The 20,785-nt window shown below is 36.2% G+C and carries 17 protein-coding genes and 1 pseudogene; 12 read left to right on the plus strand and 6 right to left on the minus strand.

Annotated elements, in window-relative coordinates:
• Positions 1-12: 12 nt before the first annotated feature.
• Complete coding sequence (gene map, locus ABWU36_RS00465; RefSeq protein ID WP_353272862.1) at positions 13-795, plus strand: type I methionyl aminopeptidase; 783 nt, start codon at positions 13-15, stop codon at positions 793-795.
• A 50-nt stretch (positions 796-845) separates the two neighbouring features.
• Here the strand turns inward: map and ABWU36_RS00470 are convergent, their stop codons facing one another.
• Positions 846-2,057 carry an MFS transporter gene (locus tag ABWU36_RS00470; protein ID WP_253309685.1) on the minus strand — a complete coding sequence of 404 codons (1,212 nt, stop codon included), beginning with the start codon at positions 2,055-2,057 and terminating at the stop codon, positions 846-848.
• Between the two features lie 220 nt (positions 2,058-2,277).
• Between ABWU36_RS00470 and rsmH the strand changes: the two genes are divergently transcribed.
• Positions 2,278-3,231 carry a 16S rRNA (cytosine(1402)-N(4))-methyltransferase RsmH gene (rsmH, locus tag ABWU36_RS00475; RefSeq protein WP_253309686.1) on the plus strand — a complete coding sequence of 318 codons (954 nt, stop codon included), beginning with the start codon at positions 2,278-2,280 and terminating at the stop codon, positions 3,229-3,231.
• Complete coding sequence (locus ABWU36_RS00480) at positions 3,228-3,539, plus strand: hypothetical protein (protein WP_265016323.1); 312 nt, start codon at positions 3,228-3,230, stop codon at positions 3,537-3,539. The genes rsmH and ABWU36_RS00480 overlap by 4 nt, the downstream gene beginning before the upstream one ends.
• A gap of 520 nt (positions 3,540-4,059) precedes the next feature.
• Here ABWU36_RS00480 and ABWU36_RS00485 read toward each other — a convergent pair.
• The gene (locus ABWU36_RS00485) at positions 4,060-5,334 is read right to left on the minus strand and encodes an MFS transporter (protein WP_353272863.1); all 1,275 of its coding nucleotides are present in this window, start codon (positions 5,332-5,334) and stop codon (positions 4,060-4,062) included.
• A 467-nt stretch (positions 5,335-5,801) separates the two neighbouring features.
• Entirely contained in the window at positions 5,802-6,668 is an 867-nt protein-coding gene (locus ABWU36_RS00490) for a hypothetical protein (protein WP_353272864.1), read from the minus strand.
• A gap of 677 nt (positions 6,669-7,345) precedes the next feature.
• Between ABWU36_RS00490 and ABWU36_RS00495 the strand changes: the two genes are divergently transcribed.
• The 4 genes from ABWU36_RS00495 to ABWU36_RS00510 all read left to right on the plus strand — a co-directional run bounded on the left by ABWU36_RS00495 (position 7,346) and on the right by ABWU36_RS00510 (position 12,399).
• A complete protein-coding gene (locus ABWU36_RS00495) occupies positions 7,346-9,928 on the plus strand; it encodes a valine--tRNA ligase (protein ID WP_353272865.1) in 2,583 nt (860 codons plus the stop codon).
• A gap of 65 nt (positions 9,929-9,993) precedes the next feature.
• Positions 9,994-10,329 carry a hypothetical protein gene (locus ABWU36_RS00500; RefSeq protein WP_353272866.1) on the plus strand — a complete coding sequence of 112 codons (336 nt, stop codon included), beginning with the start codon at positions 9,994-9,996 and terminating at the stop codon, positions 10,327-10,329.
• A 19-nt stretch (positions 10,330-10,348) separates the two neighbouring features.
• Positions 10,349-11,581: a hypothetical protein gene (locus ABWU36_RS00505; protein WP_353272867.1), complete on the plus strand. Its 1,233-nt coding sequence runs from the start codon at positions 10,349-10,351 to the stop codon at positions 11,579-11,581.
• On the plus strand, positions 11,581-12,399 hold the full coding sequence (locus ABWU36_RS00510) for a hypothetical protein (protein ID WP_253307326.1): 819 nt from the start codon (positions 11,581-11,583) through the stop codon (positions 12,397-12,399). Before ABWU36_RS00505 ends, ABWU36_RS00510 begins: the two co-directional genes overlap by 1 nt.
• Here the strand turns inward: ABWU36_RS00510 and ABWU36_RS00515 are convergent.
• Together ABWU36_RS00515 and ABWU36_RS00520 are read right to left on the minus strand one after the other, a co-directional pair.
• Positions 12,340-13,570, minus strand: a pseudogene (locus ABWU36_RS00515) (IS256-like element ISWpi15 family transposase). The gene ABWU36_RS00510 and the pseudogene ABWU36_RS00515 overlap by 60 nt on opposite strands.
• Before the next feature lie 118 nt (positions 13,571-13,688).
• Positions 13,689-14,691 (minus strand): IS630 family transposase gene (locus tag ABWU36_RS00520; protein WP_353272868.1). Its coding sequence is split into 2 segments (ribosomal slippage): positions 13,689-14,180 and positions 14,182-14,691, totalling 1,002 coding nucleotides; the frame shifts between segments, so codons are not numbered across the junction.
• An 81-nt stretch (positions 14,692-14,772) separates the two neighbouring features.
• On the opposite strand from ABWU36_RS00520, the gene ABWU36_RS00525 reads away from it, so the two are divergent.
• From ABWU36_RS00525 to pyrF, 3 genes are all read left to right on the plus strand, one after another.
• Positions 14,773-15,033, plus strand: coding sequence for a hypothetical protein (locus ABWU36_RS00525; protein WP_353272869.1), 261 nt, complete (start codon positions 14,773-14,775; stop codon positions 15,031-15,033).
• A 90-nt stretch (positions 15,034-15,123) separates the two neighbouring features.
• Entirely contained in the window at positions 15,124-16,497 is a 1,374-nt protein-coding gene (locus ABWU36_RS00530) for a hypothetical protein (RefSeq protein ID WP_353272870.1), read from the plus strand.
• Between the two features lie 36 nt (positions 16,498-16,533).
• Positions 16,534-17,202 carry an orotidine-5'-phosphate decarboxylase gene (pyrF, locus tag ABWU36_RS00535; protein WP_253307329.1) on the plus strand — a complete coding sequence of 223 codons (669 nt, stop codon included), beginning with the start codon at positions 16,534-16,536 and terminating at the stop codon, positions 17,200-17,202.
• 229 nt (positions 17,203-17,431) lie between these two features.
• On the opposite strand, the gene ABWU36_RS00540 is transcribed toward pyrF, so the two are convergent.
• The gene (locus tag ABWU36_RS00540; protein WP_264688133.1) at positions 17,432-17,689 is read right to left on the minus strand and encodes a hypothetical protein; all 258 of its coding nucleotides are present in this window, start codon (positions 17,687-17,689) and stop codon (positions 17,432-17,434) included.
• Positions 17,690-17,781: 92 nt separating this feature from the next.
• On the opposite strand from ABWU36_RS00540, the gene ABWU36_RS00550 reads away from it, so the two are divergent.
• Entirely contained in the window at positions 17,782-18,981 is a 1,200-nt protein-coding gene (locus ABWU36_RS00550) for a phage major capsid protein (protein WP_264688134.1), read from the plus strand.
• A 434-nt stretch (positions 18,982-19,415) separates the two neighbouring features.
• Positions 19,416-20,747, plus strand: a complete 1,332-nt coding sequence (rmuC, locus tag ABWU36_RS00555; RefSeq protein WP_353272872.1) for a DNA recombination protein RmuC — start codon at positions 19,416-19,418, stop codon at positions 20,745-20,747.
• The last annotated feature ends 38 nt before the right edge of the window (positions 20,748-20,785 follow it).

Genomic DNA, 20,785 nt, shown 5'->3' on the forward strand with positions numbered 1-20,785 from the left:
GACATGGAAAATATGAACATAACTATACACTCACAAGAAGATTTTGAATTTATGCGCAAGGCTGGCAGGCTTGCTGCTGAAACTCTTGATTTCATTGCACCGTACGTAAAGGTAGGGGTGACAGCTAATGAGTTAAATGATCTATGTCATGATTTTATAATTAATGCAGGTGCAATTCCAGCACCACTAAACTATAGGGGGTATCCAAAATCGATTTGCACTTCAAAAAATGCAGTTGTGTGCCATGGTGTTCCCGATGATAAAACGCTTAAAGATGGAGATATTTTAAATATTGATGTCACGGTGATTTTAAATGGTTGGCATGGTGATACAAGTCGCATGTTTTGGGTTGGCAAGCCATCAATAAAAGCAAAACGTTTGTGTGACGCTACTTATCATGCATTGATGGAAGCAATTAAACAAGTTAAACCCGGCAATAAGTTAAATGAAATAGGGCTTGCTATAGAGAAATATATTAGAGATTTTGGATATTCTATCGTACGCAGCTACTGCGGACATGGTATAGGAAAAGTCTTTCATGCTCCACCAAATGTAGTGCATTTCTATGATCAAGATGAAAATCTCATCTTGAAGGAAGGTATGTTTTTTACAATAGAGCCAATGATTAATGCTGGAAAACATGAGACTCTGCTCAGTAAAATCGATGACTGGACAGTGACAACACGCGATCTTTCACTTTCTGCTCAATTTGAACATACGCTCGGAGTAACTAAAGATGGTGCTGAAATATTCACATTATCACCTAAAAATTGGCACTTCCCACCATATAATTAGATTTTTTTAAACTCTGCTATACTGCAACTATACTTGGATCTTGAAGAAAGCTAATCCTTAATTTGCGATATAGCAACTAGCCCAATTAATGCACAGAAAATCATGTAAAAACTAGCTGAAGTCTCTTGTCCTGTAACTTTGATAATTGTTGTGCATATAAATGGTGCAAGGCCACCAAAAAATCCAGCAGCTATATTTCTTGACAAGCCAAATCCGCTGTACCGAACCTTTGTTGGAAATAATTCACACATAAATGCACTGACAGGACCAAGCGATGCAGCTATTGGAATTATAAAAAGAATATGTGCCGTAAAAGTGAGTAAGTAATTGCCACTACATAACATTGAGAAAACTGGATAACTCACTATTACAAAAGCTATAAATGAAAATTTCATAACTTTTTCTCTTCCTACCTTATCAGAAAGTATTGCAAACAATATTGTCAATCCTCCGAGCGCAATTTGACTCAGTATTTCTACCATATGGTTAAAATGAGTATTTATTGTTGATGTAAGCACATTGAAAAATACCAGATATATGTAAAGAGATGAGTTTTCAACTATATCAACCCCAACTGATATCAGAAAAGGTTTTTTATAGCTATTCAATAACTCTTTTAATGGCAGTTTAGATGGATTTTTCTGTCTTTTATACTCTGGGCTTTCATCAAGTATATATCTCATATATATGCTGATTAATCCCATTGCTAAACTGAAAATGAAAGGTAATCTCCACCCCCAAGATTCAAAATCAGATACTTTTTTGCATATGAGTACTGCTATCAGGCTTAATACTGAACCAAAAATTGCGCTTAATACTTCAATGCTGCCAAAAAATCCTTTTTTGTTTTTAGGAGCGTGTTCTATTAAAAATGGTGCATTTCCTGCTTCTCCTCCAAGGGATATACCCTGCAATAATCTTAAACAAACTACCAGCATTGACGCTAGTATTCCAATGCTTTGATAACCTGGAACAAAAGCAATTAATACGGTTGATAAAGTCATTAATATAATCGAGAGCAATAAGGCAACTCTTCTGCCATGCTTATCACCAATGTGACCAAATATAGCAGCGCCGACTGGTCTCATTAAGAAACCCACTGCAAACACTCCAAAAGCCTTCAATACGCTGGTTAGTTGATCATCCGATGGAAAAAACACACCACCTATTATGTTTATTAAGTGGCCAAAAAGCATGTGGTCATACCACAATAAAGTGTTACAAATCAAACTTGAAAATATTACTTTTGTTATTTGCTGCATAATTTTCTATAGTTTGTTTAGTATTTAGTAATATACATTACTTTTTTTTATATAATAGAAAAATTTGAACATTATATTAATAATAGTATCTTATTAAATCTTAATATTTTTATATCATTGACTATATTCAAGTATTTTTATATTATTGCCTATATATTTCCATATGTTTTAGTGGGAAGCTATTTTTATTTGTATGCACAGAGTCTTTTGATGGAGCACTATGACACACACTCCAGTTTTGTTAAAAGAGATGCTATCACTACTATCACCGCAGGATGGTGGTATATACGTGGACGCCACATTTGGAGCTGGAGGGTATAGCAAAGCAATATTGGAGTCAGCTGATTGCAAGGTATATGCAATTGATAGAGATGAAACGGTAACTAAGTTTTATGATGATTTAAGCGTTAGATATCCCGATAGAATAAAACTATTCATTGAGAAGTTTAGTAATATTAAAAGTATACTAAGCAGCGTTGAGCCATCTCCTGTCATCCCAGTACTTGATACTGGAAAAAATAACTGGTCACGCGCTGGAATGAAATCAAACGGAGTGGATGGGGTGGTTTTTGACATCGGAGTTTCATCTATGCAGCTTGATAACGGAGATAGAGGGTTCTCATTTTTACATGATGGTCCACTCGATATGAGCATGGATAACTCTTCTTATATAAACGCTTCAACGTTTGTTAACGCTTTACGCGAAGAAGAAATTGCAAATACTATATATAACTACGGAGGAGAGCATCATTCTCGCAAAATCGCAAGAGCAATAGTAAGTGCACGGAAGAAGAAAACTATCAAAACTACATTTGAGCTTGCGAACATTGTACGTTCTGTGGTGTTCCGTGGAAAAAGCAAAATTGATCCTGCAACCAGAACATTTCAGGCAATCAGAATATGGGTAAACGATGAGCTGGGAGAACTTGAGAGGGGCATTAAAGCTGCATCTGAAATTTTAAATGAGAATGGCAAATTAATTGTTGTCACCTTTCATTCTTTGGAAGATCGTATAGTCAAAACTTTTTTTAAAGATCTATGTGAGCCAAGATCTACTGATTGTAAGACATTCTCTCTTCTAAATAAAAAAGTGATCAAAGCAAGTATAGAAGAAGTAAGTGCAAATCCGCGTTCACGCTCAGCAAAACTAAGAGCTATACAGAAGTTGTCATGAGAACTTTCTGCATCATCTCAATAGTTATGTTTTTTCTTAGCATTGTAGGACTATTTAAGATAAAACTACATGTTCAGTCATTAAATAGAGAGCTAATAAAAATAAAAAGTGAAATTAGTTTAGTACAAAGTGATATAAAAGTTTTACAAGCAGAGTGGAGCTATTTGAATAATCCAAAAAGACTTGCAAGCCTTGTAAAGAAATACCTAAAAAATAACTCTTTAATACTGGCTAGCCAGGTTAAAAATCTTGACTCTTTAAATGGCCGCAGTGTGTTAGCACAACTTAAAATCCATGATCAACAGTGAGATTAAGTCTTATTTTTTACAGATGAGCACATCACAATAAAACTTACTTTGTATCCGTTCAGGATAGCGGCAAGGTAGTATAACCATAGAGTAAAAGTGAGTTTACAACAAATGGTGTCATCCCAGTGCTTGACACTGGGATCCAGCCTTTCCATAATCATCAAAAACATTGTATTTTAACGTAAAACAGCTATTTTTATGCTTACCAACTTAATAAAATTCCTGGATCCCAGTGTCTGGGCACTGGGATGACAGCAGTCCTACGTCATACCGCGATTCATTCGCGGTATCTCTTAACATAGATCCCGCTAACAAGCAGCGGGATGACGGTTGTCAGGGTGTCATCCAAGTAGCCCCTTTTTTCTGGATTCCAGACTGGAATGACAGCAGTCCTACGTCATACCGTTACGGTATCTCTAGATCCCGCTAACAAGCAGCAGGATGACGGTTGTCAGGGTGTCAGCTACTTAGATGAAACCCTTTTCCGGTGGAGATCACTATCAAATCACATAAGAGAAAATTAAGACCAATCACATTTTTTATCTTGCGGTTTTATTTGCAATATTGCTACCACACTGATCAACAAGCAGAAGACTATATAAAGCCCAGCAGCAAGGTTTGTTTGAGGAAATGTTACAGTCAACCAAATACAAACCATAGGAGTAAATCCTCCATGTAACGCATAAGAGATGTTGCGTGATAAGCTCACACCACTAAATCTAACATTGGTGGGAAAGAGTTCAGATGCAACTATTCCTATGGGAACTATACCTCTTTCTATTATAGAAAGAGCCATTACACTAAGCATAATTATAAGGTAATTTTTGTAGTAATATGCAATAGATAACGCAGGACAACATAGTGCCATTGTAATTGCTATAAATAAGATTGCAGTGCGCTCTTTTCCAACTTTATCAGCCAACATTCCAAACGCTATTGAAGATATCGGCATTAATACACTGGTTATAATGAGCACAATTTCGTTGATATATGTCGTTACATACACATCCACTGATGCTATTTCCTTTGCGAGTGTTCGAAGAAATATGGTAAATCCGACAGCAACATTAACAGGTACAGATATTAAAATAGCAAGTATAAGAGCTCTCTTGTGGCGCTTTATAAGCTCTATTATTGGCAAATCAGGTAAATTTCTTTGTTTTCGATTTTTTTCATATGCTGGAGTTTCTCCCAATGTGTATATGCTATACGCGCTAATTAATCCTAAAATAGCTGAGAAAACAAATGGCAATCTCCAACCCCAGGTACAAAAATCAGTAGTTTTTTTGCAGATAATTACTATCACCGCAGAAAGCAAGACACCAATGGAGCGACCACAGCCCATTATTCCAAAATACATTCCTAAGTTCTCTTTCCTACTGGATAAATGTTCTATAAGATAAACAGAACTTCCCTGTTCACCACCAAGTGCAATTCCTTGTGTCACATGGATTGCAAGAAGCAATATAGTAGAAATTATACCTACTTGATTGTGACTTGGAATAAATGCAATGAGACTTGATGGTATCGATATTAGCAAGATAGTAATTATTAATGCTATCCTTCTTCCATACCTGTCACCAATGTGACCAAATATGAATGCACCAAGTGGCCTTACAATTGCACCTAGCCCTACAATTCCAAATAATTGCAGTATGTTACTGTAGACATCTTTTGCAAAACAAAACTCTCTGCTAATTATGTTAATCAAATCAGTGAAGAGCATGTAGTCATACCATATTGCGATTCTGCAGAGTATGGTTGATATCAATACCCTTATTTGGTGATTATCCACTAAATTTAATTCGTAAATGTTTGCTTATTCTATTCTGGCTGCTTTTTGGGATTTTGCAACCTAAGCATGTGAAGTTGACTGTTTTATTATGGTGTGTGATAATTGAGATTGTTAAAATTTAGGTATTCACTGACCGTTCTTGTTATAAACACCAGAATAATAAGCTACTGATATTCTCCATCTTTTTTATCTTTAATCCATCATAGCTAGCGATGCAACAAAGCCATTCCAGTGTCCGCTACTCAAATGACATGGTGAGGCGTCATCCTGCTGCTCCTTTCTTGTCATCCCGCGCAGAATAATTAATCGTCATCCCGCTAACAAGTAGCGGTATGACGATTGTCAGGATGTCATCCTAGTAGTGTGACACTGGTTCACTCTATAATGATTTCATCCCAGCGCCCTCTTCTTGTCATCCAAGTAGCTGACGCTGGTTCCTTTATGACGGTTTCAGCCCAGTGCCTTTGTTACTTCTTTTTCCCATTCTCATTTACTTCTTGTGCTTTCGCTCCATCTACTTGAGTACTAGGTAATGCTACATATGTAATACTACCAGCTACGAGTGCAGATGCTACTGCTATACCAATCATTACTAACATCTCTAACCTAACTGTACGTTCAAGTGCAGTAAATGCTATCAGTCCAGCAGCAAGACCCATACCAACAGTAGCGGTGTACCGTGCTCCATTGCCTTGTTTTGGTTGCTCAGTTGTTTTGTTTTTAGCTTCTAGTGCTTGTTTTTCTTGATCGAATTTAGCTTGTAATTCTGTTTTTTCCTGCTCAGCTTTCAGCTTTTCAGCTTCTAATTCTTCGCCTTTCTTACTTAATTGTTTTTCTAATTCTGTTTTTTGCGTATTAGCTGCACCCAATTGAGTTTGTAAGTCTGTTTTTTCCTTCTCTATCTGCTCAAGTTTATTTACTTTTTCTTGCATTTCATTTGATAGTTCATTTTTAGCTTCAGTTTTTAGCTTTTCGGTTTTTAGTTCAGCTTTTGCAGCCGTTATTGTTGCTTGATCAGCTTTGAGTTCAGCTTTTGCAGCCGTTATTGTTGCTTGGTCAGTTTTCAGTTCATCTTTTGCAGCCGTTATTGTTGCTTGATCAGCTTTAAGTTCATCTTTAGCTTCAGTTTTTATTGCCTCATCAGCTTTAAGTTCATCTTTAGCTTCTGTTTTTATTGCCTCATCAGCTTTAAGTTCATCTTTAGCTTCTGTTTTTAGTTTCTCTCTGAATGCACTTACTATGTTTTCTGAAGTTTCTTCCTCTTTACCTTCCAACACTCCTTTAAGGAAAACTCTCAGCTCTTCTTTTTTTTGTAGCATCCAGATTATGACCATTCTTATCTAAAGCACCCAAAATCCCTGCTAATCTTTCAAATCCTATCATAACGAACCTCAATATATATAATTAACATTACATAATACCTTTAGAACCTAAGGTCAAGTAATATTTTTATCATAGCATAGAAAATTTATGTTCGTAAACAAAAAATTTTGGCGTAAAATTGCCGTATTTACTTAATTGTGCTATAGCTAAAGTAATTTAGGTTTATCGACAATCGTCATCCCGCTGCTTGTTAGCGGGATCTAGAGATACCGCGAATGAATCGCGGTATGACGGTTCGTGGCGGTATGACGGTTAAGTATCCTGCTACGTGTTAGCGGCTTAGATACCGCGAATGAATCGCGGTATGACGGTTCGTGGTGGTATGACGATAACCTCGTCATCCCGCTACTTGTTAGCGGGATCTATGCTAAGAGATACCGCGGCGGTATGACGGTTAAGTATCCTGCTACGTGTTAGCGGCTTAGATACCGCGAATGAATCGCGGTATGACGGTTCGTGGTGGTATGACGATAACCTCGTCATCCCGCTACTTGTTAGCGGGATCTATGCTAAGAGATACCGCGGCGGTATGACGGTTAAGTATCTTGCTACGTGTTAGCGGCTGAGATACCGCGAATGAATCGCGGTATGACGTTGCTAGCTTAAGGTTTAAAATTGAGAAATATTTATGTTAAAAGAAAAATACGGCTTTAAAGAAGTTGAAGACAAATGCAACATATTATGGGAAGGTAGTAAAGTTTATAAATGGAATGGTGAAAAGGATAACACTTTCACTATAGACACACCTCCACCAACAATATCGGGTAAATTGCATATCGGCCATATATTTAGCTATTGCCACACAGACTTTATTGCAAGGTTTCAGCGCATGCTGGGAAAAGATGTGTTTTATCCAATTGGGTTTGATGATAATGGGCTCCCCACTGAAAGATTGGTTGAACAAACCTATAAAACCCGTGCAAAAGAAGTTGGCAGAGAAAAATTTATAGAGATGTGCCATGAAGTTATTGAAAAATCAAAGCAAGAATTTAAGGAACTATTTAAATCGGTCGGCATTAGTTATGACTGGAGTTTGGAATATCACACGATCAGCAAGGAAACTGTGACACTTTCTCAAATGTCGTTTATCGATCTATATAATAAAGGGTATGCATATAGAAAAATGCAACCTATTCTTTGGGATCCGGTTGATAAAACCGCAATTGCGCAAGCAGAAATAGAAGATAAAGTTTTTGAGTCATCCTTAAACACGATAGTTTTCTCTACTCACGAAAATGAGCAGATCAATATTGCAACTACGCGACCTGAGTTACTTCCCGCATGCGTTGCAGTTTTTTGCCACCCAGAGGATGCACGCTATACCCATCTGATTGGCAAAACAGCCGTAGCGCCAATAACAAAGGAAAAAGTTCCAATAATAGCTGATGATAAGGTTAAAGTAGATAAAGGCACTGGGCTTGTTATGTGTTGTACATTCGGTGATGAGCTCGACATATATTGGCAGCAAAAGCATAATCTGCCGATGAAAATTATCATCGATCAGGATGGGAGGATGAACCTGCATCCACCACATGGTCAGAAGGAAAGAGCATGGATCCCAGTGTCTGGGCACTGGGATGACACCATAGGGGCTACTCGGATGACAGGAGAAAGGGCTACTCAGATGACAAAAGAAGACGTCATTCCACCACACCCCGGCGTCATTCCAGCGCGTGACGCTGGAATCTACAATGAAATCAATGGATTGAAAGTTACAGCAGCAAGAAAGAGGATGATCGAAATCCTAACTGAGAAGGAGTTACTAATAGAAAGCACTAGCATTTCTCATTCTGTTAAGTGCGCAGAAAGGTCTGGTGCACCACTTGAGATATTGCCTACTTATCAATGGTTTATCAAGACCTTAGAGCAAAAAGCTCAAGTATTAGATAAAGTAAAAGAATGCAATTGGCATCCAAGCAATATGCGTAAACGCATGGAAGTGTGGATAGAAGGGCTAAATTGGGACTGGTGCATCTCAAGGCAGCGCTATTTTGGTGTGCCATTTCCAGCGTGGTATTCCAAACGTAAGGGAGAAGAAGGTAAAATTATTCTAGCTGAGATAAAGGACCTACCTATAGATCCACTCAAAGATTTGCCAAAAGGGTATAGCAAAGAAGAGGTTATCCCAGATCAAGATGTAATGGATACCTGGGCCACAAGTTCAATTACTCCTCAACTAAGTGCACTGGCAGTAAACAGTGAGTTTAGCTTACCAAATCATCGCTATAATACAATATTTCCTGCAGATCTGCGCAGCCAGAGCCATGAGATAATAAGAACTTGGGCTTTTTATACTATTTTAAAGGCACATTATCATGCAGATTCTTTACCTTGGAAAAACATTATGATCAGTGGTTGGTGTTTAGCCGATGATAAGAAAAAGATGAGTAAATCAAAAGGTAACATCATCACTCCTCATGTAATACTTGAAACTTATGGAGCTGATGTAGTACGCTATTGGGCAGCGAACTCAAGGCTTGGAGTTGATACAGTCTACTCTGAAAATATATTTAAAATTGGCAAGCGCCTAGTTACAAAACTTTGGAACGCTAGCAAGTTTGTTTCCATGTTCATGGAAAAGCATCAAGTAATGAGCATAAATTCTGCTCACGAGACAATAGATAAGTGGATATTGTCTAAGTTATACAAAGTTATAGAAAGAGCAACGAATAACCTATTACAGTTTGAATACTGCGAAGCTTTGGGCGTAATAGAGGAATTTTTTTGGAAGGATTTTTGTGATAACTACTTGGAATTAGTAAAAAAACGCGCGTACGGAAGCAGTGAAGCAACCTTAAGTGCAAAACAAAGCTTGGCGTATGTGTTAAATGTTATTTTGCGGTTATTTGCACCTTTTTTGCCTTACATTACAGAAGAGATATACCACCAGTTGTATAGTTATAATTCTGTACACAATCAAAGTAATTGGCCAAAATTAGAAGAGCTTATCTACGATAAATATTCAGAGGAAATGGGAGACAATTGCGTGCAGATATTAAACATTATCAGAAAGATAAAAGCAGATAATAATGTATCAGTTAAGCATTTGATAAAGAAATTAGTGATAAAAGCAGATCTACGAGAGGACAAATTGAATCAATCCGCGCAGAATGACCTACAAGCAGTTTGCAATGCGGAAATGATAGAGTGGATGCAGTCTGAGCTTGAAACTGAAGACGGGAAATACATAGTGAATATAGACTTATACTGATTTGTATAGCTTTACTTCCCTTGACATTTATGCTATTATAATACTTTAGTTGTGAGGGAATAATAATGGGGGATTTATATAATAAAGCCAATGCACCATATCTTATAGCTGGTGCTTTTGCTACTTTGGTATTGCTTGCATCTGGGACACTTGCTGTTGCCCCTTATATTGAGTTCTTGTCTTCAGTTGCAGTCTTTAATGTAGCTCTTCCTGTTGCCTTGAGTTTATCTATACTATCTACTTTGATACTCGCACTTTCATGCAAGATGATTAGTAATAATAAGAAAATAGAGGTTGAGAAAAATAAATTTGCTGAAAAAGAGCAAGAGTTAGAAAGCGTAAAACAACAATTTGAGAGTAAGGTACAAGAGTTAGAAAATAACTCTAGAAAAAGAAGCTAAAGAAGCTGCAAGCAAAGAAGTGGAGGAATTGAATAATCAACTAAATAGATTAACTCGAGAAAAGCAAGGTTTAGATGAGAGAATAAAAAAATTGAATAAGAAAGTAAGTCAGTTAGAATGTGAAAAGAAAAATTCTCTTGATTTTACTAAAGAGTTACGTGATGAAAATACGAAACTAAATGAAAAAAAAGGTAATTTACAAGGTGAATTATGTGAGATGAAGAACAAACTGAGCAACTTAGAACATGAATACAATGACTTACCTTGTAAATTAAAAGAGAAGGTTTCTTCTCTAAATCATCAATTAACTATGTTAGAAAAAGAAAAGATACAATTAGAAACAGAATTAAGAAAAGAAGTAGAAGAATTAGTAGTGCAGTTAAGAATAAAAAGTGATGAAGCTTCCTCTCTGAAGGAGGAATTAAAGAAAAGAGAAAAAGAATTAAGTAACGACATAAAAGAATTAGAGAAGAAGTTATACCAGTTGGAAAGGGAAAAGAAAAGATTAGAAGGTGAAGTTAGTTATGAGCGTCAAGAGCACACTCGTTTTAAAAATGAAGTTGACAAATTAAGTACAAAGGAGAAAAAGCACTTATCTAAAATTGAGGAGCTGGAAAAGGAATTATTATCTTTAAAAGCAGACGAGGAAGAACTTATTAATCAATCAATAAACGTTAAGGATGATTACAAGAAAAATGTAAATAAATTTGAAGAAAAAAAGAGAGAATATGTAACGAAAACAGTATTTACTGTACTCAGTGTAGTGAAAGAAAGAGTAGAGCAAGGACTTTTTAATTTAGAAGAACAAGACATGCAAGATACAGACCGTATACAAGAAGCAGTTGATGAATTTATGCAACCTATATATGAAAAGTTAGGTATAAATAATCAACTAGATATAAGCAGTGAACATTCATCAGAATTTGAAGGAACAGGTGAAAATAAGCTTGCTAATGGACTAACTTTCCCGAAACCACTTTCTCCTCGCACATCCACACCAAGAAGATATTCTAGAAAATCTCTATCTCCTAAAAAGGAAGATGAGGATGAGAATAAAGAAAATTCAGAGCAACTAAATCACGAAAATCCTAATACAAGTACCGGCAGCCCTAATTTATCGCTTTTTAGAGATGCAACAAATAATTCCTATCACACCCTTAACGATGTAAGTGCAGGGACCTCCACAGATAAGAGAATCTTAACAAATATATACAAGACTGCTGAAGTTTTGTTCATGAGGGAAGGGGAGTAATGAGCAATTTGTTTAACAAAGCTAACACATTTTATTTTGTAGCTAGTTCCTTAGCTACTCTTACGTTACTTACATCTTTAGCGCTTACTGTAACTTCTAATGTGCCTCTTCCTCTAATTCTTGCTTTAGCTGCATTATCTGTTTTGGTGCTTGCACTTTCGTATAAAATAATTAGTAATAATAAGAAACTGGAAGTTGAGAGAAATAAATTCGCTCAGAAAGAGCAAGAGTTAGAAAATAAAATAACTCTAGGAAAGGAAGCTGAAGAAGCTGCAAACAAAGAAGTGAAGAATCAATTAAATAAATTAACTCGAGAAAAGCAGGGTTTAGAAAGCGAAATTGAAAGGCTAAATGAGGAAATAGAGTGGTTAAAGAAACAGTTAGAATCACAAGAAGAACTATATGATGAATCAGGAGAAGAACTGTATGATGAATCAGAAGGAAAAGGGGGAGATGAAAATAAAAATGAGGAGTTAGAAAAAAAGATAACAAAAGAAATAGAGGATCTAAAGGCATCCCTCAATATGACAAGTAGAAATATTGGTTTACATAAACAAAACAAAAAGCACTCATCTGAAAATTCTAATATTGATAAAACTCTTTTTAATAAAGCTCTAAAAGCGGAAAAGAAGTTCAACGAAAATATTAACAAGTACGAGGAAACGCTAAGCATGCTGGAACGAATTTCATTACAAGAAAATGCAGTACAAGAAGCAACTAATTCGGGAGTGTTAAATAAACTGTGTCAAACCGCATTTTTAGTTCAACTCAATTTTCAATCTGCCAGGAAAGAAAACATCAAGTTGAGAGATAGTTAATGCCCAATCATGTACAGGCATCGTCCACTTTTCCTCTGCCTTCTTTATAGCACAATATACCTGCTTATACAAGGCATTTATGCTGGTAAATGAGCCTTTGGTCTTAGTGAATTTCCTAATTTGCCTATGTAGCCCCTCTATGGGATTGGTGGTGTAGATTATCCTCCTAACTGGACCAGAATACTTAAAATAACCAGACAAGTTTTCCCAATTATTCTGCCAAGATTTTATAACCATAGGGTACTTTGTGCCCCATTTTTCATCCAATTCCAACAGATAATTCTCGGCAATTTCCTTGCTTGAAGCTTGATATACCTTCTTTAAATCGCTCAAAAAACTCTTCGCATCTTTACTGGCCACATACTTCAGTGAGTTGCGTATCTGATGCACTATACACATCTGCACTTCCGCATTAGGAAAGACACTGTTTATAGCTGCAGGAAAGCTTTTCAGCCCATCAACGCAGGCAATAAGGATATCTTCTACTCCTCTTTCTTTGAGGTCATTTAGCACTCCCAACCAGAAGTTAGCTCCTTCACTTTCAGCCAAATAAAAACCTAATACTTCTTTTTTGCCATTTTGATCTATGCCTAATATGTTATACATGCATTTACTTACGCAATGCCCGTCCTCTTTGACTTTAAAAAACCATGAAAACTATCGGATATACAGACTGCAGCAGGCGACTACGCCATTCGTTGATTACTGGTAGCAATTTGTCAGTAATACTTGATATCTCTGCCACCGATATTTTGTGATCATAAATTTCCTCAACATGTGACACTATATCTCTATAGCCCATACCACTGGCAAATGTGCTCAAAATCTTCGTTTCAAGCTCTGGATGTAAGTTTGTTTGCCTTTTTTTGACTATTTGTGGTTCGAAACTTCCTTCCCTATCTCTTGGCGTCAAAAGCTCAAATGACCCTGCGCTTGTACGTAAAGTCTTTGCATTCCTCCCATTTCTTCGATTATTCTCTTCGCTTTCAGCCGACAAGTGGTTTTCTATTTCACCTTCCAGGCTTACCTCCAGCAACTTTTTTATAAACGGTGTTAATGCTCCATCTCTTCCTGTCAACGGTCTTCCTTCTCGTATAGACGACAGGATATTTGTTTCTAATTCTTTATAATCTACCAAACCGGTAGTTCTGTTTACTACTTTCTGACTCATTGTCAAACCTCCATTTTTTTATATCAATTTATTACTTTTTTTTCGGTTTGACACAGTTTATTTAACACTCCCACTAATTCACTGGAAATGATAAAGGATCTGATACCAAATTCCATTACTAATCGAACAAATAAGAAACATTACAAACTCGTTTAATAGTAGTGCTGGAAATACTGACAATAAAATTACACAGAACATCTTCAAGTAAGCCTATGGTATCGTAGACTCTGTTGCGTAAAGTATTGTGTTTGATATATTGCCACAGCCTCTCAACAGGATTCAGTTCCGGTGAATAAGGAGGCAAGTATATAATGGTAATGTTTTCCTGAAATTTCAAACTTTTTGATCTATGCCAACCTGCACAATCCATTACAAGAAAGACTTTTTTCGTGCCTAAATCTTTCGACATCTGCTCCAGAAATATATTCATACAATCAGTGTTTACATATGGAGCAAGTAGGCTAATTTTCTTACCACTTCTTGGATTTACTGCACTGTAGATATAGAAATTTTGTCTACCAATTTTCATTTTAACCTGCGTTCTGACCCCTTTTTTAAACCATCCGTGTCCGATTTTTGAATGAGTTCCAAATCGTGATTCATCAAAAAAATACCTCCTTTTCAGGGTGGGAATTGACTATTTTATTGAAGTATTTTTTAAACTCTTCTTGCTTTTTTTTATCTTGTTTATGGTGAATTGGCCTCGGTGTTATGTAAGAAAATTTCATCCTTTGTATCTCACGGTGCACTGTTGATTTGCTAATGTTTAGGCCAAATTCCTCTGAGATTTTTATTTGCACTTCCTTAATAGTAATATTTGGATTTCTTTCTACCCATATTTCAATTTGCTCACGTTGATTTTTGTTTAATTTGCTTTTCCTTCGCCGTTGAGACGGGGCAAATAATCTTTCTACTCTACCAAATTTTAGATGCTTTATCCATTCAGTCAAAGCAGTCCTTGAAATTTTACATATTCTTGCCACAGCGCTTATACTACTTTCTTTTCCTACTATCACCGCTTGTAACTTTTTTGAAACATATGCGTTATTTCTGACCTTTTTTAACATTTCTTTCGCCAAATTTACAACTTTTTCGTCTAATAGTTTTGACCTTAATGCCATTTATACCTCTCTATTTTATCTACTTTAGTATCACTTCTTTCCCATTATTGTCTATCTGTTCTTTACATAGTGGGAATTGGTATGAGTAGTAAACATTCATCAGAATTTGAAGGAACAGGTGAAAATAAGCTTGCTAATGGACTAACTTTCCCGAAACCACTTTCTCCTCGCACATCCACACCAAGAAGATATTCTAGAAAATCTCTATCTCCTAAAAAGGAAGATGAGGATGAGAATAAAGAAAATTCAGAGCAACTAAATCACGAAAATCCTAATACAAGTACCGGCAGCCCTAATTTATCGCTTTTAGAGATGCAACAAATAATTCCTATCACACCTTAACGATGTAAGTGCAGGGACCTCCACAGATAAGAGAATTTTAATAAATATATACAAGACTGCTGAAGTTTTGTTCATGAGGGGAGGGGAGTAATGAGCAATTTGTTTAACAAAGCTAACACATTTTATTTTGTAGCTAGTTCCTTAGCTACTCTTACGTTACTTACATCTTTAGCGCTTACTGTAACTTCTAATGTGCCTCTTCCTCTAATTCTTGCTTTAGCTGCATTATCTGTTTTGGTGCTTGCACTTTCGTATAAAATGATTAGTAATAATAAAAAAATAGAGGTTGAGAGAAGTAAATTCGCTCAGAAAGAGCAAGAGTTAGAAAATAAAATAACTCTAGGAAAGGAAGCTGAAAAAGCTGCAAACAAAGAAGTGGAAAAATTAAAACATGAATTAACTCGAGAAAAGCAAAATTTAGACAAGAGAGCAAAAAAATTGGATCAGAAAGTAAATGAGTCAGAAGTTGAGAGAGAATCTCTTCTTGAAGAAAAAAAATCTTTAGAGAAAAGATTAGAAACAGCAAAGAATCGTACGTTTGAAATAGACAATGAATTGGACAAAACAAAAGAGGAAATAGATAAGCTTGTTGCACGAGAAGAAGAATTGCATCTTAAAATCTCGCGTTTACGTGAACAGTTACAAGAAAAAGAAGGTAATCTAGCTGAAAAAGAAAAACGCATGACGGAATTGAAAAGGAAAATAGACAATAATAAACATGCAGAATTAAAAAATGAAGAATTATATAAGGAAATAGAAAAATTATCTAAAGAAAAAGAGGAATTGTGTAAGGAAATAGAAAAATTGTGTAAGGAAAAACATATATTATGTGAAAAAAAAGAAGAATTACATAAAAGACAAGAAGAACTTTGTGTAGAATTAGATGAATTACAATGTAAATTTAAAGAAATTAATCAGAAAAATAAAAACTTATCTCAAGAATTAAAAAGGAAATTTGAAGAGCTATATAAAGCAGATGATTTAATTAAAAATCAATCTTTTGAGTTAGATGGGATAAGAAAAGATTGTAATAACGAAGTGAAAAGTTTAAGAAATTCACTTTTAGAACGAGACAGTCAAATAGAAGATTTTTTGAAAGAGAAAGAAAAACAAGTGAATTTTGTGCAACTGTTGATAAGATGCGTAACAGACAATATAGAAGAACCTATAAGAAATAATGATGGAAAAGCAATATTAAATACGATTCAAATATTAAAGTTTGCGTTACAAGAAGAATTTGCACGGCTTTTGCCAGACAAAATGCCTTCTTCTTCGCTGGAAGATCTTGTATATGCATCATCGCCAGACGAAACATCTGTTCCTTTACATGCAGGAGATCCTGGATATGGATCCGAGGAAGATTCTGGATATAACAGTCGCTCATCCACCCCGATCAAATTGCCAAATTCACTATTGACAGAATCTTATGAACGTAATCAGAGTGAAGGTATTTGCAAAACATAATAATTAGCTTTATTATAAAAAAAATTATGCAAGATAATGAACCCAATAATATGCGCACTGGATACACAAGACTTAAATAAGGCTATTTCTCTAGCTAATGCTCTGCGTGGTAAAGTTGGCATGGTAAAGCTGGGATTAGAATTTTTTGCTGCTCATGGTCTCTCTGGAGTGCAAGAAGTTGCAAAATGCAATGTACCAATTTTTTTAGATCTGAAATTGTATGATATTCCGAGCACTGTGGCTAAAACAGTTGAAGTAATAAAAGTTCTAAGTGTTGAAATGTTAACTCTGCACATCAGTGGCGGAACAAAAATGCTTGAAGAAGCGCTAAGTGTGGTGCAAGGCACAAAAATAAAGCTGATTGGAGTGACAGTGCTAACTAGTATGAGCAATGAGGATTTAAACGAGCTTGGAGTAGCAAGAGAGGTAAAATCACAGGTAATTTTGCTTGCAAAGCTTGCAAAAAAGATTGGACTCCATGGAATAGTCTGTTCTGCACTAGAAGCTCAAGAAGTGCGCCGAGAATGCGGTGAAGACTTTAAAATTATTACTCCAGGAATTCGTATAGATCCAGGTCATGACGACCAAAAAAGAACAGCAACACCAAGAGAAGCAATAAATTTAGGAGCTGATTATATCGTCATTGGCAGACCCATTACAAAAACTGCAAGTAGTGCAGAATTAATATTGAAATCCCTTATCTAATCGAAGCAGATAAAAAAAAGTTTGAAGCAGATAAAAAAAGTGCTTGACATAAAAAAACGAACATTATATATTGTTGTTGTCTTTTGTTTTACCTCGCTTAATTTAATTACTGGATTAAGCTTACATCACTAAGCGTGGTACAAAGTGCCACGCTATTTTCCGATTTACATTTTCAACAGATAAACAAATGATGTCATGCCAGTGTCTGGGCACATAACTGTACGAATATTCATTTTTGAAGATAAATTGCACAACAGATGATGTCATTCCAGTCTGGAATCCAGAAATTTTGCTTATAACTGAGCTGATGAGCTAAAGGTAGTTGTCTTACGCTAAAACAAACGTTTTTAATTAAGTTGCATAGAAGCTGGATCCCAGTGTCTGGGCACTGGGATGACACCCCACTGGTAGGGAATTGCTCCCAAACTACAATGTTCGTACAGTTATGTGCCCAGACACTGGAATGACATCGTTTACTATGTACCATATTGCAATATTCGTACAACTGTGGGAAACATCTATGGGTGCCATTCCTATTACCTTATTTCCATTCTAATTTTATTTTCAAAGGAGGCTATTATGTCACTTACCGATATCGCTCACCGTATCAATGAACTCGCTTCATCATGGGAGCAATTTAAATTAATAAATGATCGCAAATTAAAAGAAATTGAGAGCAAAGGGCGTGCTGATTCTGCAACGATTGAGCAGCTATGCAAGGTAAATAATGCCATTGATAGTTGCAAAGAGCGTTTAGACTTGATCGAAACTGCAGCTCAACGTCCAGAAGTAAATACAGATTTTAGCACAAGTGATAAATATTTTTCTGATTATATCCGCAAGGGAATGGAAAGCGGTTTATCACACAAAACCCTCAGTGGAGATGATAATGATATCGGAGGGTATCTAGTTACTCCGCATATTGTAAAACGCATAAACAAGCGCGTAACTGATTCGTCCCCAATGCGACAAATATGCTCCAGTCAAAGAATCTCTACTGAAACATTGGATTACATTATAGAAGATTTTGACCGTGCCGGTGCAGGTTGGAGCAGTGAAACAGTAGATGATGAGGACGGTGGCAATAAATCTAAGTATGATTTTGCAAAAGATACGGACACGCCTAAAATCCAAAAGATTTCTATCACGACTTACGAGTTATATGCTCAACCACAGATATCACAAAAGTTACTCGATGATGCGTTTGTCGATGTTGAGAGTTGGCTGGTGGAAAAGATTGCCGAGACTTTTAGTAAGAAAGAAAACGAAGCCTTCATTAAGGGTGATGGCACTTTTCAACCCAAAGGAATTTTAGCTTATGATGATGGAAAGGGCTACAATAAAATAGAGCAAGTTAAAACTGAAAAATTGGATAGCGATTCAATAATGATATTGTATTACTCTCTGGATGAATATTATTCCAAAAATGCATCATTTTTGATGAACAGGAGTACGTTGAAGAATGTTAGGCTACTAAAAGCTCAAACAGGTCAATATCTTTGGCAACCAAGTTTGTCGCTTGAAGCTCCAGATACCTTAATGGGAATACCAGTATATCAATCTGCCGATATGCCACCGGTGCCAAACAATCAGCTACCGGTAATTGCGATGGCAGATTTCAAACAAGCTTATAAGATTGTAGATAACAGAGGAATGAGAATATTACGAGACCCTTATACGAATAAACCTTATGTGAGGTTTTTTGTCACTAAGCGTGTCGGCGGAGAGGTTGTAAACACCAGTGCTATTAAATTGTTGAAAGTTGCGAGCAAGTACTAAAAACTTCTATAGCATCATCTTTAGAGCCGTTTTACTTCTTTTTGTATAGCTCCGCTCCTGTCATCCCATGCCCTCTTCTTGTCATTCCAGTCTGGAATCCAGCCTTTTCATAATCATCAAAACGTTGTATTTTAACATAAAACGGCTACTTTTATGCTTACCAACTTAATAAAATTCCTGGATCCCAGTGTCAAGCACTGGGATGACACCCTCCTGGTAGACAATGTTCATACATCTGTGGGCTTGACCATAAGATCCAGTCTAAAAAATTTGGATCCCAGTGTCACGCACTGGGATGACATCAGCGGTTAATATTTTATATACATTTTATAACTAAACTAGACATTCGTACAGTTGTGTGCGGTATGACGTTGTTACTTATAGCTATACACACAAAAATCATATAGAATTGTAAACGCAGTTTTTTTATTCTGATGCTTTTCAATTCTATAGCTCTGGTTGTCTCTCTATTACTATTTTTCTACATTATTGTAAAAAAACTGAGCGAAAAGAAAGCAAACCTTGAGGGTAATTTATGTAAATTAGAGCGTGAGCTTCAAGAAACAAAGCAAACTTTACTTACAAAGAATGAAGAAATAGTTGATTTAAGGGTCAAAAGAGCAAAGCTTGAAGTAACTCTGCAAAAAGAACGTGAGGAAAAGAAAAAGGAAATAGAGTTACTAACAAAAGCAGAGGAGAGATTAACAAACACTTTTAAAGCGCTCTCTCTTGATGCTTTGCAGACAAATAACAATAATTTTCTGAACTTAGCAAAGGAAGTAATCGATAGTAAATTAAAAGAAACAGAAAGCGATTTCAAAAAAAGACAAGCAACGATCAACGAAGTTGTAACGCCAATAAAAGAAAAATTAGAAAAATTCGATAACGAAATACGTGAGCTAGAAAAGGAGAGGGTAGGGGCCTATGAAGGTTTAAAGGAGCAAATTGGAGCGCTGATGAACCAAACTTCTAGCCTTGCTAATGCCTTGAGAAAGCCCCACATTAGAGGAAAATGGGGTGAAATGCAGTTAAAGAGAGTGGTAGAAATGGCGGGAATGATTGAATATTGCGATTTTTTTACTCAGCCGTCAGTGGTTGATAAAAACGAGGATAATTTATTGCGTCCTGATTTAATAATCAAAATGCCATCTGGAAAGCAAATAATAATAGATGCTAAAGTGCCGCTTGATTCTTACATGGATGCTATATCACAAAATGATTTGCAAATACAAAAGGAGAAATTAAAGAATCATTCCCTGGCAATAAAAAAACACATAAATGACTTGGGTAAAAAAGAGTATTGGAATCAATTTGAAAATACGCCAGAACTTGTGGTGCTTTTCTTAACAGGGGAGGGGGTTTTTAGCGCAGCACTGGAATATGAGCCTGCTTTGATAGAGATTGGAGTGGAAAAAAAAGTGATCATTGCAACACCGATCACTCTAATTGCATTGCTGAGAGCAATAGCATATGGATGGAAGCAAGAGATGATAGCTGAAAATGCAAAGAAAATCAGTGAACTAGGTCATATTTTATATGAGCGCATTTGCACAATGGGCGAAAACTTTGATAATTTGCGCAGGAGCTTAAAAAGTGCTGTCGATCATTATAATAAAACTGCTGGTTCGCTTGAAGCAAGGGTGTTTCCTGCTGCCCGAGAATTCAATAAGCTTGGTATACATGCAAAAAATAAAAGTTTAAGTGCTGCAAAGGAATTAGAATCTTTACCACGCAATTTACATACTGAGGAACTGAAAGTGGATTAGACTTCTTACATAACTATTCAAGAGCCAGACCATAGGCG

The organism is Wolbachia endosymbiont (group A) of Portevinia maculata (genome assembly GCF_964028525.1).
GTDB lineage: Bacteria > Pseudomonadota > Alphaproteobacteria > Rickettsiales > Anaplasmataceae > Wolbachia.